Source organism: Pseudomonas sp. Kh14 (assembly GCF_900291005.1).
Taxonomy (GTDB): domain Bacteria; phylum Pseudomonadota; class Gammaproteobacteria; order Pseudomonadales; family Pseudomonadaceae; genus Aquipseudomonas; species Aquipseudomonas alloputida.
Genome location: NZ_OLKJ01000022.1, coordinates 139,900 through 155,828, shown reverse-complemented (window position 1 = coordinate 155,828; position 15,929 = coordinate 139,900). Strand labels below are relative to the sequence as shown.

Here is a 15,929-nt window from a genome sequence, read left to right as displayed (position 1 = left end):
GAAAAAGGTCAGGTAGCGTAAACCGGTCTAACCTGACCATTCAGCCAGGTCCGTGCCGTGCGGACCGATACAGAGCGGTGCTGCAGGCAAACCGTGAATATTTGCCGGGCACCGGTGCAGAAGGAGTTGGCAATGCCCTCGCTCGATAGCCTGAACACCCTCAAGCCCCTCAAGGTCGGCGACAAGACCTACCACTACTTCAGCCTCACCGAGGCCGCCCGCCAGCTGGGTGACCTGCAGCGCCTGCCCATGTCGCTGAAAGTGCTGCTGGAAAATCTGCTGCGCTGGGAGGATGGCGCGACCGTCACCGGAGAGGACTTACGCGCCATTGCCCAATGGCTTGGCGAACGGCGCTCCGACCGCGAGATCCAGTACCGCCCGGCGCGGGTGTTGATGCAGGACTTCACCGGCGTGCCCGCCGTGGTCGACCTGGCGGCCATGCGCGCCGCCATGGCCAAGGCTGGTGGCGACCCGCAACGGATCAACCCGCTGTCACCGGTCGACCTGGTGATCGACCACTCGGTAATGGTCGACCGCTACGGCACGCCGCAAGCCTTCGCCGAAAACGTCGACATCGAGATGCAACGCAATGGTGAGCGCTATGCCTTTCTGCGTTGGGGCCAGAGCGCATTCGACAACTTCCGCGTGGTCCCGCCGGGCACCGGCATTTGCCACCAGGTCAACCTGGAATACCTGGGCCGCACGGTATGGACCCGTGAGGCTGATGGCCGCACCTATGCCTTCCCCGATACCTTGGTGGGCACAGACTCGCACACCACTATGATCAACGGTCTGGGCGTCCTCGGCTGGGGTGTCGGCGGCATCGAAGCGGAAGCGGCCATGCTCGGCCAGCCGGTATCGATGCTGATCCCCGAAGTGATCGGCTTCAAGCTGACCGGCAAGCTGCGAGAGGGCATCACTGCCACTGATCTGGTGCTGACCGTGACGCAGATGCTGCGCAAGAAAGGCGTGGTGGGCAAGTTCGTCGAATTCTACGGCGACGGCCTGGCCGAGCTGCCCCTGGCAGACCGCGCGACCATCGCCAACATGGCACCGGAATATGGCGCCACCTGTGGCTTCTTCCCGGTCGACCAGGTCACCCTGGACTATCTGCGCCTTTCGGGCCGCCCCGAAGCGACCGTAAGGCTGGTCGAGCAGTACTGCAAGGCGCAGGGCATGTGGCGCCTGCCCGGCCAGGAGCCGTCATTCAGCGACACGCTGGCACTGAACATGGACGAGGTCGAAGCCAGCCTGGCCGGGCCCAAAAGGCCGCAGGACCGCGTAGCACTGGGCCAGGTCAGCCAGGCCTTCGACCACTTCATCGAGCTGCAGCCCAAACCGCTGGCCAAAGAGGTTGGCCGCCTGGAAAACGAAGGTGGCGGCGGCGTGGCGGTGGGCAACGCCGATCAGGCCGGCGAGATCGACTACAGCCATCAGGGCCAGACCCACACCCTGCGCGATGGCGCCGTGGTGATTGCCGCGATCACATCATGTACCAACACGTCCAACCCCAGCGTGATGATGGCTGCCGGGCTGGTGGCGAAAAAAGCCCTGGAAAAAGGCCTGCAACGCAAACCTTGGGTCAAGAGCTCGCTGGCGCCGGGCTCCAAGGTGGTCACTGACTACTTCAAGGCAGCCGGGCTCACGCCTTACCTCGACCAGCTTGGCTTCGATCTGGTCGGTTATGGCTGCACCACCTGCATCGGCAACTCCGGCCCGCTGGACGAGGCGATCGAAAAAGCCATTGGCAGCGCCGACCTCACCGTGGCCTCGGTGCTATCGGGCAACCGCAACTTCGAGGGCCGCGTGCACCCACTGGTCAAGACCAACTGGCTGGCCTCGCCCCCACTGGTGGTGGCCTACGCCTTGGCCGGTAGCGTGCGCCTGGACCTGACGCGCGACCCGCTGGGGTCAGACAAGGACGGCCAACCGGTCTACCTGCGGGATATCTGGCCGAGCCAAAAGGAAATTGCCGAGGCCGTGGCCAAGGTCGATACGGCGATGTTCCACAAGGAGTACGCCGAAGTGTTTGCCGGTGATGCGCAATGGCAGGCAATCGAGGTGCCACAGGCCGCCACTTACGTGTGGCAGGCTGACTCCACCTACATCCAGCACCCACCGTTCTTCGACGGCATCGGCGGGCCGCCGCCACAAATTGCCAATATTCACGGCGCACGGGTGCTGGCGCTGCTGGGCGACTCAGTGACCACCGACCACATTTCCCCCGCCGGCAACATCAAGACCGACAGCCCGGCCGGGCGCTACCTGCGGGAACAGGGTGTGGAGCCACGCGACTTCAACTCCTACGGTTCGCGGCGTGGCAACCACGAAGTGATGATGCGCGGCACCTTCGCCAACATCCGTATCCGCAACGAAATGCTGGCAGGCGAAGAAGGCGGCAACACCTTGCATGTGCCCACTGGCGAGAAGCTGTCGATCTACGACGCGGCCATGCGTTACCAGCAGGAAGGCACCCCGCTGCTGGTGATTGCCGGCCAGGAGTACGGCACCGGCTCGAGCCGCGACTGGGCAGCCAAGGGTACCAACCTGCTGGGGGTCAAGGCCGTGCTGGCAGAAAGCTTCGAGCGTATTCACCGCTCCAACCTGGTGGGCATGGGCGTGTTGCCGCTGCAATTCAAGGCTGGGCACAACCGCAAACAGCTGGGGCTGACCGGCAAGGAGCAGATCGATGTACTGGGGCTGGACGGCGCACATATCCACCCCGGCATGAGCCTGCCATTGCGCATCACCCGCGAGGATGGCCAACAGGAACAGATCGAGGTGCTATGCCGCATTGATACCCTGAACGAGGTGGAATACTTCAAGGCGGGGGGGATTCTGCATTATGTGTTGCGCCAGATGATCGCCGGTTGAGTCTGGCCGAAGATTCGTTCCGTTCTTGAAACCGAGCGCCGCGGGGGCGGCGCTCAATCTCTGCAATCAATGAATCAAATATCCATTCAATAAAACCAGCGGCTTGCCGATACCTGTCGAAAGCCCTGCGGACTATCACCCATGCGTAACAACCAGCCGATTACCCAGAGAGAACGGACTTTCCCTGCCCAGCAGCGGTTGATCTCCACTACCAACGCCAAGGGTGTGGTCACCTACTGCAACGATGCCTTTATCGAAATCAGTGGATTCACCCGCGAGGAGCTGACTGGCGCACCGCACAACCTGGTGCGCCACCCCGACGTACCGCCTGCCGTGTTTGCCCATATGTGGCAAACCCTCAAGCAGGGCCAGCCGTGGATGGGTATCGTCAAGAACCGCTGCAAGTCCGGCGACCATTACTGGGTCAACGCCTATGTCACCCCCATCTTCGATAACAACCAGGTTGTCGGCTTCGAGTCGGTGCGGGTCAAGCCCACCGCCGAGCAGATCCGCCGCGCCGAGGCCCTGTACCAGCGCATCAACCAGGGCAAGCCGCCGGTACCGCGCCGCGACAAGTGGCTGCCAGTGCTGCAGGACTGGCTACCGTTCATCTTGATCAGCCAGGTGGGCTTCCTGATCGGCAACTGGCTGGGTCATTCCTGGGGCTTTGCCTTGGCCGCAGGGCTTTCGGTACCACTGGGCCTGCTCGGCCTGAGCTGGCAGCAGCGCGGCCTCAAGCGCCTGCTGCGCCTGGCCGAGCAAACCACTTCCGACCCACTGATCGCGCAGATGTACACCGACAGCCGTGGCGTGCAGGCGCGCCTGGAAATGGCCATGCTCAGCCAGGACGCACGCATGAAAACCTGCCTGACGCGGCTACAAGACAGTGCCGAACACCTGAGCGACCAAGCACGCCAGTCCGATGCCTTGGCGCACAAGAGCTCTTCTGGGCTGGAGCGCCAGCGGGTGGAGACCGAGCAAGTCGCCGCCGCAGTAAACCAGATGGCCGCCACCACTCAGGAAGTGGCCAACCATGTACAGCGCACCGCCGATGCCACCCAGGAAGCCAACCGGCTGACCAGCCAGGGCCGGCAGATTGCCGGAGAAACCCGCGAGGCCATCGAGCGCCTGTCGGCGGCAGTGGGCGAGACCGGCCAGACGGTTACGCAACTGGCCAAAGACAGCGACGAGATTGGTGGCGTGGTCGACGTGATCAAGGGCATCGCCGACCAGACCAACCTGCTGGCGCTTAACGCAGCCATTGAAGCGGCGCGCGCAGGTGAAATGGGCCGTGGCTTTGCAGTGGTGGCTGATGAAGTGCGTCAGTTGGCCCAGCGCACCGCCGAATCCACCGGGCAGATCCACGGCCTGATCGCCAAACTGCAACAGACCGCCAGCAACGCAGTGCTGACCATGGAAACCGGCCACCGCCAGGCACAGGAAGGCGTCGATCGGGTAATGCAGGCCGACGAGGCGCTGGTAGGCATCAGCGAAGCGGTGGCCAATATCACCGACATGGCCACCCAGATTGCAGCTGCAACCGAGGAGCAGACCGCAGTGGCTGACGAGATCAGCCGCAACATCAGCACCATTGCCGAACTGGCCGACCAGACCGCGGAACAGGCGCAGCACTCGGCACTGCTGAGCGAAGAACTGACCAGCACGGCGGGCAGCCAGTATTCGCTGGTAGAGCGCTTCAACCGCTGAAGCTCGCGACTTGGCCCTCCACCGCGGTGGAGGGCACCGGCTCTGCCGGTGTTCGCGGGCAAGCCCGCTCCTACAACGGAATGTGCCGAATCACCTACGCGTAGGAGCGGGTTTACCCGCGAATACGGTAGCGGCGGCGACAGTGAACGGCGGGTGGAGATTGGCCAGCAGGCCCGGCCCTTTCCCGGGTAAGTTCGCTTGCGGTGTTACCAGTCCAACCGCAAGCGGCTCTCGAAGTAGCGCTCTTCGCCACTCAGCGGGTCCTCGAAACGCAGGCTCTGCGCCAACAGTTTCAGCGGCCGCTGGTAGTCATCCTCTTCGTTGAGCAATTGCGGATAGAACGGGTCATTGCTGATCCCTGCCCCCAAAGCCGCCATGTGCACACGCAACTGATGGGTCTTGCCGGTCACTGGCGACAGCCCATAGCGCCATCGCTCACCGTTCTTCTCCAGCACCTCGGCCAGGGTTTCACTGTTGGCCTCCCCCTCCACTTCATGCATGCGGAAAAATGGCTCGCCATGCACCAGGCGGCTTTTGTGCACCAGCGGAAAGGCATGCTGTGGCATGGCAGCGGCAATGGCTTGGTAACGCTTGTCGATACGCCGCTCGGGGAACAGCCGCTGGTAGGCGCTGCGGCTGTGCGGGTTGGCGGAAAACAGCACAAGCCCGGCGGTGTGCCGGTCAATGCGGTGCAACGGCACCAGGTGCGGGTTGTCCAGGCGCCGGATCAGGCGGCGCAACAAGGTCTGCTCGACGTATTCACCGGTCGGCGTCACCGGCAGGAAATGCGGTTTATCGGCCACCACCAGGTGCTCGTCCACATGCAGCACCACCTCTTGCACCGGGATCGGCCGTTCGTTCGGCACTTCGCGGAAATAATGCAAACGCATGCCACGCTTGTAAGGCAGGTCGGCGGCAACTGCCTGCCCCTCGGCATCCAGCACCCGGCCACGGGCGAAGCGGTCAAGCCACTGGGCGCGGTCGATGGCCTTGAAATGATCACACAAGCAATCGAGCACAGTCACCCAGTTACCAGGTGGCAGGCACACCGTACTGGCTTGCTGGCGGGCGGGGTCGAAAGGCGTGGTCATGGGTGGACTCGAGACGTTCATGGCCGCGCATTATCGCCCAAGCCCGCCCCCTCAACCAGCCTGGGCCATCGCCTCGCAGCGATCCTTCAGCCAGCGCAGTACTTGCACCGGCTCCCAGCGGCCAGGGTCGTAGAGTGCATAGAGCAACCCCTCATAGCCCACCACATCCAGCCCTCGGTGGTAACCGGCCCGCTGGAACAAAGCCTCGATCTCGGCGAAGCAGGTATTGAAGTGGACTTTGCCGAACGGCGTGCAGTCGCCGGTCACCAGGCCTTCGAGGCGCAGTTCCAGAACGGCGTCAGCCACCCGGTCCACGGGCATGCGGTTGACGCTGTACTTGAGTTGCTCGACATTGAGCATGGCTTCACCTCGATACTGTATTTATATACAGCATACGAACATCCCCTTGCTGCCGTCAATGCGCTTCATTGCAGCCCCGCCAGGTAGCCGCTGCCTTTGCGCACGGTCAGCACCTGCCTACGCGGCGTGCCGCGCGTCACCGACAGATGCACCCATTTGTCGAACTCCAGGATAAGCTGATCGAAGGGCACCGCACTTTCGCTGATTCGCCGGACGGTCTCGCGCGGGCTGACCTCGATCACCGTGAAGTCCGCCGCCAGCCCTTGCACGTGCTGGCTATCGGAGGCGCCACCGATCAACCGATTGACCCTTTCACTGCGATACCCACTGCTGATGATGATGGGCGCGTCGAACAATGCACGTACCTGTTCCAGCGCACCACACAGTAATTGCAGGTTGGCCCTGGCTTCGAGGGGCGGTGCATTATCGAACCCGTCGCGGGCGGCGAGCTGGGAAACGGTCATTTCATCGAGGGTGAAATGTGGAGTGATCAACATGGCGAGCTATTCCGATGATGGAGAAGGTTACCGGCGACGGTGCGCCTCCACCGGATCATCAGCTCGCTTCACAGATCATGGAGCAGGGTTGCAACTCCTCTGCAGCCATCATTGCCCAAGAAAGGCCACCACTTGTTCGGTATCGAACGGCCAGTGCAACTCGGCGCCGTTGTCACAGCGCCGCAGCACCGGAATGATCAGGCCATAACGTTCGAACAAAAGCTCGCTCTCGGCGATATCGACCAGCTCTACCAGCAGGCCATGATCGACGAGAGGCATCAACACAGCCTCGGCCACTTCGCACAGGTGGCAGCCGAGGGTGCCGAACAGTTGACATTCAGGCAGCATGTGGCAGGTCCCGGGTTGGCATACACAGAAGCCTATTCTAGGCGCGCCACGCCCACCCTGCACCTGACCAGGCTCAATCCTGGCTGGTAGCACCGATCCGGTGCAGCGACAGGTCCGCCCCCTGGAACTCCTGCTCATGGCTCAAGCGCAGGCCATGCAACGCACGAATGGCTCCGTACACGGCAAAGCCACCGGCCAAGGCCACCAGCACGCCCATCAGGCTGCCCAGCAGTTGGCTGACCAGGCTGACACCCCCCAAGCCACCCAACGCCACCTGGCCGAACACGCCACAGGCAATGCCACCCCACACGCCACACAGACCATGCAACGGCCACACACCCAGGACGTCGTCGATTTTCCAGCGATTTTGCGCAGCGGTGAAGGTCCAGACAAACAGAGCCCCCGCCACCAGGCCGGTGGCGAGCGCACCCACCGGGTGCATCAGATCGGAACCTGCGCAAATCGCCACCAGCCCGGCCAGCGGGCCGTTATGCAGGAAGCCCGGGTCGTTGCGCCCGGCCAGCAACGCTGAAAGGGTGCCACCCACCATGGCCATCAACGAGTTGATCGCCACCAGGCCGCTGGCGCCCTGCAAAGTCTGCGCACTCATGACGTTGAAGCCGAACCAGCCGATGATGAGGATCCACGAACCCAACGCCAGAAAGGGAATGCTCGACGGCGCAAACGCCACCAATCGCCCATCACGGTAACGCCCACGGCGCGCCCCCAGCAGCATTACCGCGGCCAGCGCCAGCCAGCCCCCCATGGCGTGTACCACCACAGACCCGGCAAAGTCGTGGAACGGTGCGCCGAAGCGTGCCTGCAGCCAGGCCTGCACGCCCAGGTTGCCGTTCCACACCACCCCCTCGAAGAACGGATAGACGAACGCCACGATCAACGCCGTAGCACACAACTGCGGCACGAACCGCGCCCGCTCGGCAATGCCCCCGGAGATGATCGCCGGAATCGCCGCCGCGAAGGTCAGCAGGAAGAAGCACTTGACCAGCGCATAGCCATGGTCGACAGCCAGCGTTGTCGCCGGCTGGAAGAAGTTGACCCCATAGGCGATCCAGTAGCCTATAAAGAAGTAGACCAGCGCCGAGATGGCGAAGTCGCTGAGGATCTTCGACAAGGCGTTGACCTGGTTCTTGTGGCGCACCGTGCCCACTTCAAGGAACGCGAAGCCGGCATGCATGGCCAGCACCAGAATGGCGCCCATGAGAATGAACAGGGTGTTGGAACCGTGGACCAGAGAGTCCATAGCGCTGTGCATGTTTTCCATGAAATAGGCAGACCTGCTGAAAAAGGCACCAGGACAGTTCAAGAACCTGCATCCCTGCACCGAATCGGTGCCAGCCACTACCCTGTTCAGGTGAGCGGGGTGAAGCCTGCGTGGTTTTTTCTTGGGTTTGTCGTGGATTGGGTTAAGGTTTATCGGTATCCGCTGCGCGGGCGCTCTGAATTGGCGCAAAACCTGTCAGGGGCGCTCCGCAACGTGGCAAAAACTTAGCAAGGCCCGTACCAGCAGCCGCACTTGAACCTTCCATGCGTGCTGTCACTCGAACTACCAACACTCATCGACAGGGAGAGACCCATGGCCAGCAAATCGGCAAAGAATGCACAAGAGATATTGATGGCTGACTTCCAGGCCTTGGTGCGAGACACCGAGAAGCTGCTGGCCGACACCGCCAACCTGGCCGGCGACCAGGCCGACGAATTGCGCGAGCAGATTCACGAGCGCCTGGCCCAGGCCCGCGAAACCCTGCAACTGACCCAGGACTCGGTACGTGAACGCGGTCAGGCAGCGCTTGGCAGCGCCGAGCAGTACGTGCAGGAAAACCCGTGGCGCGCAATCGGCATCGCAGCCGGCGTCGGCCTGTTGATCGGTCTGCTGGCCAACCGGCGCTAAGGGGAACCCATGGAGAATGACGCCAACGGCGCTGGCGCTTCGGGCAAGCGCCTGGGCGCGGCCATGCTGGGGCTGCTGCACAGTCACATCGAACTGTTCGGTATCGAGTTGCAGGAGCAGAAAGGCCGTACCTTGAGCCTGCTGCTGTTCGCCGGCCTGGCGCTGGTGTTCGCCCTGCTGCTGTTGACCGCGCTGTCCGGGCTGCTGCTGGTGCTGCTGTGGGACAGCTATCGACTGGCCGGTATCATTGGCCTGTGCGTGTTCTATGGCATTGCTGCACTGTACTGCGGCGTGCGCCTGAAGGCGGCGGTGTTCGACGAATCATCGCCCTTCGGCGCCACCCTCGACGAACTTGCCAAGGACAGGGAGCGCCTGTTGCCATGAGCCTGCCAGAACTGCCAAACACGCGTAACCCGCGCGAACTGCGCAAGGCGCTGCTGCGCCTGCGCATGGAAATGCACCGCCAGGAAATCCGTCATGAGTCCGGTCAGTTGCTTGAACCGCTGCGCCGCGTGCGCGGTATGGGCAGCTCGCTACATGAAGGCCTGGGTATCAAGCATGCGCCACTGTGGGGCATCGGTGCCGTGGTGGCGCTGGGCTTTCTCACCGGCAAGGGCGTACGCAGCGGCAACCTGACGCGCCTGGTACGGTTGGGCAGCACCCTGCTGCCGCTGGTACGCCTCTACCTGCAGGGCAGCCGCCGCCCCTGACCAGGGTTCGCCCCGGCAGAAGCAGCCTTGTGCTGCGAAGAGGCCCGTTCGATCGATACGAATGCATCGTAGGGCTGACCTCTTCTTCGCAGCACAATGCGCTTCCTGCAGGGTATGCTGCTGCCTTCGAACGACAGGAGACCGCGCCTTGGACTGGCACACCTTGCTTACCCGCGAACGGCTGGGCAAAGCCCTGTACAGCGCCGATGAACTCGGGCGCAGCCCCTTCCACAAAGACCATGACCGCATCATTTTCTCCGGTGCCTTCCGCCGCCTCGGCCGCAAGACCCAGGTGCACCCGGTGTCGAGCAACGACCATATCCATACGCGCCTGACTCATTCGCTGGAAGTCAGCTGCGTCGGCCGCTCGTTGGGGATGCGCGTCGGCGAGACCCTGCGCGACAACCTGCCGGACTGGTGCGCCCCCAGTGACCTGGGGATGATCGTGCAGTCTGCCTGCCTGGCCCACGACATCGGCAACCCGCCATTCGGCCACTCCGGCGAAGACGCCATTCGCCACTGGTTCCAGCAGGCGGCCGGGCGTGGCTGGCTGGACGACATGAGCGATGACGAACGGGCCGACTTTCTCAACTTCGAAGGCAATGCCCAGGGCTTTCGTGTGCTCACCCAACTGGAATACCACCAGTTCGATGGGGGGACCCGGCTGACCTATGCCACCCTCGGCACCTACCTCAAGTACCCGTGGAGCGCCCGCCACGCCGACGCCCTGGGCTACAAGAAGCACAAGTTCGGCAGCTATCAGAGCGAACTGCCCCTGCTCGAACAGATCGCCCGCAAACTCGGCCTGCCGCAGCTGGAACACCAGCGCTGGGCGCGCCATCCGCTGGTGTATCTAATGGAGGCTGCCGATGACATCTGCTACGCGCTGATCGACCTGGAAGACGGCCTGGAAATGGAGCTGCTGCAATACGCAGAAGTCGAGGCACTGTTGCTCGACCTGGTCGGCGAAGACCTGCCAGAAACCTACCGCCAGCTCGGTCCACGCGATTCTCGTCGGCGCAAACTGGCCATCCTGCGCGGCAAGGCCATCGAACACCTGACCAACGCCGCCGCCCACGCATTCGTCGAGCAGCAGCAGGCGTTGCTGGCCGGGCAACTGCCGGGCGACCTGGTGGAACACATGCATGGCCCAGCCAAACGCTGCGTACTGCAAGCCAAGGACATGGCACGCAACAAGATCTTCCAGGACAAGCGCAAGACCCTGCACGAAATCGGCGCCTACACCACCCTGGAGATTCTGCTGAACACGTTCTGCGGTGCGGCCCTCGAGCAGCACGGTGGACGTACGCCATCGTTCAAGAGTCGCAGGGTGCTGGACCTGATCGGCAACAATGCGCCAGACCCGCATGCCTCGTTGCACAGCGCCTTCCTGCGCATGATCGACTTCATCGCCGGCATGACCGACAGCTATGCCAGCGAAATGGCCCGGGAGATGACCGGGCGTTCCAGCCCGACCTGAAACGCGTCGGTGCAGCGCAGGTTCGGCCAGGCGCTGCACCACGCTTGCAGGAAACTTCCTACACCAACGGGGGCCACACTAAACGGCATGAATAAAAACTAATGAAAAGTTACCAAAATCGCTTTGACAGCGAGTTAAGCACACCTATTCCGTAGCCCATTTTGTTTTATCTTGTAAGCCGTTTCCCATATAGGCCTAACAGCCACTCCTCGCACGCCTGAGGACTTCCAACTGCGATAAGGTGCCCACTGTCACCCTCAATCGACCGCAGGGAAGTTGAACATGCACTCCATATTTATCGTTGACGACCATCCGGTGATTCGCCTGGCCGTCCGTATGCTGCTGGAAAACCAGAATTACAAGATTGTCGGCGAGTCGGACAACGGCGTAGACGCCATGCAGATGATCCGCGAGAGCAACCCCGACCTGGTCATCCTCGACATCAGCATCCCCAAGCTAGACGGCCTGGAGGTGCTGGCCCGTTTTCAGAGCATGGCCCTGCCCTTGAAGGTTCTGGTATTGACTGCACAGTCCCCGGCATTGTTTGCCGTACGTTGCATGCACTCAGGCGCAGCAGGTTATGTCTGCAAGCAGGAAGACTTGAGTGAACTGCTCAGTGCTATCAAGGCCGTACTGGCTGGTTATAACTACTTCCCCAGCCAGGCAATAAAAAACAACCAGACGACCGACAGTGACCTGCAACTTTTCCGCCAGGTAAATGACCGCGAACTGATGGTGCTTCAACTTTTCGCCCAAGGCCGCAGCAACAAGGAAATTGCCAAAGGCATGTTCCTCAGCAGCAAGACTGTCAGTACCTACAAGAAGCGTCTCATGCACAAACTGCAAGTCAATACGCTGGTCGATCTGATCGAGATGGCCAAGCGCAACGCGCTGGTCTGAACGTGGTCATGGCCCGAGCTATCAATCGCCTGCTGCTCGTCCTGCTGCTGCTCAGCGGCGCGACACAGGCTGGCCATCGCGAAGCCGCGTCCTTTACGTTACTGGCGCGCTCATCGGCCCACCCCGTCCAGCCCGTGCTCACGCCCGAACAACGGCAATGGCTCGAAGGCCGGCAGGAACTGGTGCTGGGCACATCGGCACCCGACTATCCGCCGTTTGACATCACCGGTGGCGGCAACGACTACCAGGGCCTGACCGCCGAGTACGCAAACCTGATCGGCAAGGCCTTGCAGTTGCCAGTGAGGGTGCTGCGTTTCTCCAGCCGGCAGGCGGCGGTGGAGGCGCTCAGGCACGGTGATATCGACCTGCTGGGCAGCGCCAATGGCTACGAAGCGGCCAGTGACGGCCTGGCACTGTCGCGCCCCTATGCCGTCGACCAACCTGTACTGGTAACCCGTGAAGACGAAAACCGGGCACTGGACACGGACCTTGCCGGCATGCGCCTGGGCATGCTCTACCACTATTTGCCCAGACAGGAAGTACTCACCGCCTACCCCAAGGCCGAGCTGCTGGCCTTCGGTTCTTCCAGCCAGGCACTGAATGCTGTCGCGTTCGGGCAGGCCGACGTGTTCATCGGCGATACCATCTCCACGCACTACCAGCTCAACCGTGGTCATCTGCCCCGCCTGCGCATGGCCAACTTCGGCAAACACGAGGCCATCGGCTTCGGTTTTGCCTTGCGTCAGCAAGATACCGTGCTGCTGGACCTGGTGAACACCATCCTGGACAGGCAAAGCCCGGCCATTCGCTCCAGTATCTTCAAACGCTGGAGCGCCGGCAGCGACCTGTTGCTGAGCGATCGCCAACTGCAATTGAGCGCGGCCGAGCAGCAGTGGCTGGAGAAGCACCCCGTGATGCGCGTGGCAGCCGATGACGCGGCTGCACCACTGTCCTACTTCGATGATTCGGGGCATTTCCGAGGCATCACCGCCGACCTGCTGGACCTCATTCGCCTGCGCACCGGGTTGCGTTTCGAAGTGCAGCGCGCCAGTGGCATTGCCGACATGGTCGCCCGCCTCAAGGATGGCCGGGCCGATGTCATCGCCGCACTGGCCAGCGCCGGCAAAGCAGGGGACGACCTGCAAATCAGCCGCCCCTACCTCGAAAGCGCTTATGTGCTGGTCAACCACAAGGACAACAACACATTGAGTTCACTGGAGCAGTTGCAGGGGCATCGCATCGCCATTACCCGCTACAGCACCATGAACGCCATGCTGTCCCGGGATTATCCAAAGATAAGCTGGGTCGAGACCGAAAGCGCGTTCTACTCCATGGCGTTGCTCAACAGCGGGGCTGTCGATGCGGTGATCACCACCCTGATCGACGCCAACCACGCCTTGGCCAGCAACCCCGAACTGGTCATCCGCACCTCGGTCGGCAGCGAACCCGCCAACTTCGCCATGGCCACCACTGCCCCGTCACCGGCGCTGTTGTCTATCCTCGACAAGGCTTTGCTGAGTATCTCACCCGAGGAGCTGGGGGTAATCAACAACCGTTGGCGCGGCTTTGGCAGGCATGAGGATGACAACACCAAAGGCTACAGCCGCCTTGCCCTGCAGGTGGTGCTGGCCACGGCCGTGCTTTTGTTGCTGGCCCTGCTCTGGAATGCCCGCCTGCGCCTGCAGATTCGCCAGCGCCAGCGCGCCGAACGCGCGCTGAACGACCAGTTGGCATTCATGCGCGCCCTGCTCAACGGTACGCCCCACCCCATGTATGTGCGCGACCGCGAGGGTTGCCTGAAAAGTTGCAACTACAGCTACCTTGAAGCCGTGCAGGCCCGCTCCGATCAGGTGATCGGCAAAAAACTCAAGGACAGCCTGTTTGCCGATTCCGAGCAGGCTCGGCAGATCCAGGCGGATTACCAGAAAGTCATGGCGGCGGGTTCACCACTGATCAAGGACCGTCCATTACGGATCAAGGACCGGGACCTGACCATCTACCACTGGATCCTGCCGTACCGTGACTCCCTGGGTGAGGTGCAGGGGATCATCGGCGGCTGGATCGACATCAGCGAACGCCGCCAACTGGTCCTTGAGCTGCGCCAGGCCAAGCAGCAGGCCGACGATGCCAACCGGGCCAAGAGCACGTTCCTGGCGACCATCAGCCACGAAATCCGCACCCCGATGAATGCCGTCATCGGCATGCTGGAACTGGCGGTCAAGCGCGCCGACCAGGGCCGGGTGGACCGCAGCGCGCTGGAACTGGCACACCATTCGGCCAAAGACCTGCTGGGCCTGATCGGTGACATTCTCGACATCGTGCGCATCGAGTCCGGGCACTTGTCCCTGGCCCCGGAGGTGGTCGACCTGGCGGCGCTGGTCGAATCGGTGGCGCGCATTTTCGATGGCCAGGCGCGGCAGAAAGGGCTGGCCCTGGAGGTGCAGATCGCCCCGGCCGCACGCTGCCATGTCCTGCTTGACCCGCTGCGCTTCAAGCAGGTGCTGTCCAACCTGGTGAGCAATGCCATCAAGTTCACCGAGCACGGTCAGGTGCGCATCTGCGTCAGGCTGCTGGATGACGGCACCAGCACACCAGCCGTACTGGAGCTGGAGGTGCGCGACAGTGGCATCGGCATCCACCCCGACGACCTGCAGCGCCTGTTCAACCCGTTCATCCAGGCCAACCCGCACAGCCAGGGCGCCCGCGCAGGTACCGGGCTGGGCCTGGCCATCTGCCGCAACCTGTGCGAAATGATGGGCGGCAGCCTGTCCATGAAGAGCCTGGAGGATGTCGGTACCCAGGTGCGCCTGAAGATGCCGCTGCAACGGGTGGATGGCGCAGAGCAGCCGAAACCGCTGCCCGAGCAGCTCGACGTGCCCGACCCACGGCTGAACGTGCTGGTCATCGATGATCACCCGGCCAACCTGCAACTGATGGCGCAACAACTTGGCTACCTGGGCCTGGAGCACGCCAGCGCCCGCGATGGGCAGGAAGGCCTGGCGACCTGGCGGGAAGGCGACTTCGATGTGCTGGTACTCGACTGCAACATGCCGCACATGAACGGTTACCAGCTGGCGACTGCCGTGCGCGCCGAAGAACGCCAGGGCAAGCGACCACCCTGCACCATCCTCGGCTACACCGCCAACGCACAGCCGGAAGTACGCCGCAAGTGCCTGACCGCCGGCATGGACGACTGCCTGCTCAAGCCCATCAGCCTGAGCACCCTCAGCCAGCGCCTGGCTGGCATTCGCCCGCGCCGCCAGCAATGCCCCCGACGCAAGCTGTACCAGCTGGACGGCCTGGCCGCCGTGGTCGGGCCTGACCCGGTTGACCGTCAGCGCTTCCTGGAAACCTTGCATCAGAGCCTTCAGGCCGACCTGGCCAGCCTGATGGCGCTTCACCCGCAACACGACAGCGGCGCCATTGCCGAGCAGGCCCACAAGGTGCTCAGCGCCGCACGCATGCTGGAAGCCCCTGACCTGATGGCGGCCTGTGAAGCCCTCGAGGCCAGCGACTTGCCCATTGCCCAGGTGCGCCTTCGGCGCCAGGCACTGGCACGGCATATGTGCCGAGTGGAACGTGCCCTGGCCAAGGAATTGGCCACAAGCACGAATACTCAGGCAGGCAACCACACGTGTTAACTGGTAGACTGCGCGGCGTTATTACCTAAGAGGATTGTTTCATGGCCACAAACCGCTCCCGTCGTCTGCGCAAGAAGCTGTGTGTCGACGAGTTTCAGGAATTGGGCTTCGAGCTGAACCTGGAATTCAAGGAAGATCTGGATGACCAGGCAATCGATGCTTTCCTCGACGCGTTCCTGGAAGAAGCCATGGACGCCAACGGCCTGGATTATGTAGGCGGTGACGATTTCGGCCTGGTGTGCTCGGTCAAACGCGGCTCGGTCAGCGAAGAACAGCGCGCTGCCGTTGAAGCCTGGCTCAAAGGCCGCAGCGAACTGACCAAGATCGAAGTCAGCCCGCTGCTGGATGCCTGGTACCCGGAAAAGCCTATCAACAAGGCTGAGTGATACTTGTCAGCTTCGGGCTGAAAGGT

14 protein-coding genes are annotated in these 15,929 nt (G+C 62.5%); 9 read left to right on the top strand and 5 right to left on the bottom strand.

From position 1 onward, the window contains the following. Positions 1-132: 132 nt before the first annotated feature. Together acnA and FQ668_RS10330 are read left to right on the top strand one after the other, a co-directional pair. Positions 133-2,874 (top strand): aconitate hydratase AcnA, encoded by a 2,742-nt coding sequence (acnA, locus tag FQ668_RS10335; RefSeq protein ID WP_014591798.1) that lies wholly within the window; start codon positions 133-135, stop codon positions 2,872-2,874. 141 nt (positions 2,875-3,015) lie between these two features. Further along, positions 3,016-4,581 (top strand): PAS domain-containing methyl-accepting chemotaxis protein, encoded by a 1,566-nt coding sequence (locus tag FQ668_RS10330; RefSeq protein WP_014591799.1) that lies wholly within the window; start codon positions 3,016-3,018, stop codon positions 4,579-4,581. 206 nt (positions 4,582-4,787) lie between these two features. Here FQ668_RS10330 and FQ668_RS10320 read toward each other — a convergent pair whose 3' ends face one another. The 5 genes from FQ668_RS10320 to FQ668_RS10300 form a co-directional block, all read right to left on the bottom strand. Then, positions 4,788-5,672, bottom strand: a complete 885-nt coding sequence (locus tag FQ668_RS10320) for a pseudouridine synthase (protein WP_014591800.1) — start codon at positions 5,670-5,672, stop codon at positions 4,788-4,790. 51 nt (positions 5,673-5,723) lie between these two features. Next, on the bottom strand, positions 5,724-6,032 hold the full coding sequence (locus tag FQ668_RS10315) for a hypothetical protein (RefSeq protein ID WP_014591801.1): 309 nt from the start codon (positions 6,030-6,032) through the stop codon (positions 5,724-5,726). 65 nt (positions 6,033-6,097) lie between these two features. Next, positions 6,098-6,529, bottom strand: coding sequence for a D-Ala-D-Ala carboxypeptidase family metallohydrolase (locus FQ668_RS10310; protein WP_019437379.1), 432 nt, complete (start codon positions 6,527-6,529; stop codon positions 6,098-6,100). A 108-nt stretch (positions 6,530-6,637) separates the two neighbouring features. Beyond that, positions 6,638-6,877 (bottom strand): glutaredoxin family protein, encoded by a 240-nt coding sequence (locus FQ668_RS10305; protein ID WP_003248714.1) that lies wholly within the window; start codon positions 6,875-6,877, stop codon positions 6,638-6,640. Positions 6,878-6,950: 73 nt separating this feature from the next. Further along, a complete protein-coding gene (locus FQ668_RS10300) occupies positions 6,951-8,159 on the bottom strand; it encodes an ammonium transporter (RefSeq protein ID WP_019437378.1) in 1,209 nt (402 codons plus the stop codon). Positions 8,160-8,471: 312 nt separating this feature from the next. Here FQ668_RS10300 and FQ668_RS10295 point away from each other — a divergent pair, with 312 nt between their 5' ends. The 7 genes from FQ668_RS10295 (at position 8,472) to FQ668_RS10265 (ending at position 15,903) form a co-directional block, all read left to right on the top strand. Next, positions 8,472-8,786, top strand: a complete 315-nt coding sequence (locus tag FQ668_RS10295; protein ID WP_010953104.1) for a YqjD family protein — start codon at positions 8,472-8,474, stop codon at positions 8,784-8,786. A 9-nt stretch (positions 8,787-8,795) separates the two neighbouring features. Next, complete coding sequence (locus FQ668_RS10290) at positions 8,796-9,170, top strand: phage holin family protein (RefSeq protein WP_003248706.1); 375 nt, start codon at positions 8,796-8,798, stop codon at positions 9,168-9,170. Next, positions 9,167-9,496, top strand: a complete 330-nt coding sequence (locus FQ668_RS10285; RefSeq protein ID WP_014591805.1) for a hypothetical protein — start codon at positions 9,167-9,169, stop codon at positions 9,494-9,496. The genes FQ668_RS10290 and FQ668_RS10285 overlap by 4 nt, the downstream gene beginning before the upstream one ends. A gap of 148 nt (positions 9,497-9,644) precedes the next feature. After that, entirely contained in the window at positions 9,645-10,976 is a 1,332-nt protein-coding gene (locus FQ668_RS10280) for a deoxyguanosinetriphosphate triphosphohydrolase (protein WP_014753953.1), read from the top strand. Positions 10,977-11,258: 282 nt separating this feature from the next. Next, positions 11,259-11,876, top strand: coding sequence for a response regulator transcription factor (locus FQ668_RS10275; protein ID WP_003248700.1), 618 nt, complete (start codon positions 11,259-11,261; stop codon positions 11,874-11,876). An 8-nt stretch (positions 11,877-11,884) separates the two neighbouring features. Beyond that, positions 11,885-15,517 carry a transporter substrate-binding domain-containing protein gene (locus FQ668_RS10270; protein WP_014591808.1) on the top strand — a complete coding sequence of 1,211 codons (3,633 nt, stop codon included), beginning with the start codon at positions 11,885-11,887 and terminating at the stop codon, positions 15,515-15,517. Positions 15,518-15,558: 41 nt separating this feature from the next. Then, positions 15,559-15,903 (top strand): YggL family protein, encoded by a 345-nt coding sequence (locus FQ668_RS10265; RefSeq protein WP_003248695.1) that lies wholly within the window; start codon positions 15,559-15,561, stop codon positions 15,901-15,903. Positions 15,904-15,929: the final 26 nt, after the last annotated feature.

Bases quoted from the DNA above. Each gene is read 5' to 3' on its own strand.
- acnA (WP_014591798.1), top strand. From the start codon at position 133: ATGCCCTCGCTCGATAGCCTGAACACCCTCAAGCCCCTCAAGGTCGGC.
- FQ668_RS10330 (WP_014591799.1), top strand. From the start codon at position 3,016: ATGCGTAACAACCAGCCGATTACCCAGAGAGAACGGACTTTCCCTGCC.
- FQ668_RS10320 (WP_014591800.1), bottom strand. From the start codon at position 5,672: ATGACCACGCCTTTCGACCCCGCCCGCCAGCAAGCCAGTACGGTGTGC.
- FQ668_RS10315 (WP_014591801.1), bottom strand. From the start codon at position 6,032: ATGCTCAATGTCGAGCAACTCAAGTACAGCGTCAACCGCATGCCCGTG.
- FQ668_RS10310 (WP_019437379.1), bottom strand. From the start codon at position 6,529: ATGTTGATCACTCCACATTTCACCCTCGATGAAATGACCGTTTCCCAG.
- FQ668_RS10305 (WP_003248714.1), bottom strand. From the start codon at position 6,877: ATGCTGCCTGAATGTCAACTGTTCGGCACCCTCGGCTGCCACCTGTGC.
- FQ668_RS10300 (WP_019437378.1), bottom strand. From the start codon at position 8,159: ATGGAAAACATGCACAGCGCTATGGACTCTCTGGTCCACGGTTCCAAC.
- FQ668_RS10295 (WP_010953104.1), top strand. From the start codon at position 8,472: ATGGCCAGCAAATCGGCAAAGAATGCACAAGAGATATTGATGGCTGAC.
- FQ668_RS10290 (WP_003248706.1), top strand. From the start codon at position 8,796: ATGGAGAATGACGCCAACGGCGCTGGCGCTTCGGGCAAGCGCCTGGGC.
- FQ668_RS10285 (WP_014591805.1), top strand. From the start codon at position 9,167: ATGAGCCTGCCAGAACTGCCAAACACGCGTAACCCGCGCGAACTGCGC.
- FQ668_RS10275 (WP_003248700.1), top strand. From the start codon at position 11,259: ATGCACTCCATATTTATCGTTGACGACCATCCGGTGATTCGCCTGGCC.
- FQ668_RS10270 (WP_014591808.1), top strand. From the start codon at position 11,885: ATGGCCCGAGCTATCAATCGCCTGCTGCTCGTCCTGCTGCTGCTCAGC.
- FQ668_RS10265 (WP_003248695.1), top strand. From the start codon at position 15,559: ATGGCCACAAACCGCTCCCGTCGTCTGCGCAAGAAGCTGTGTGTCGAC.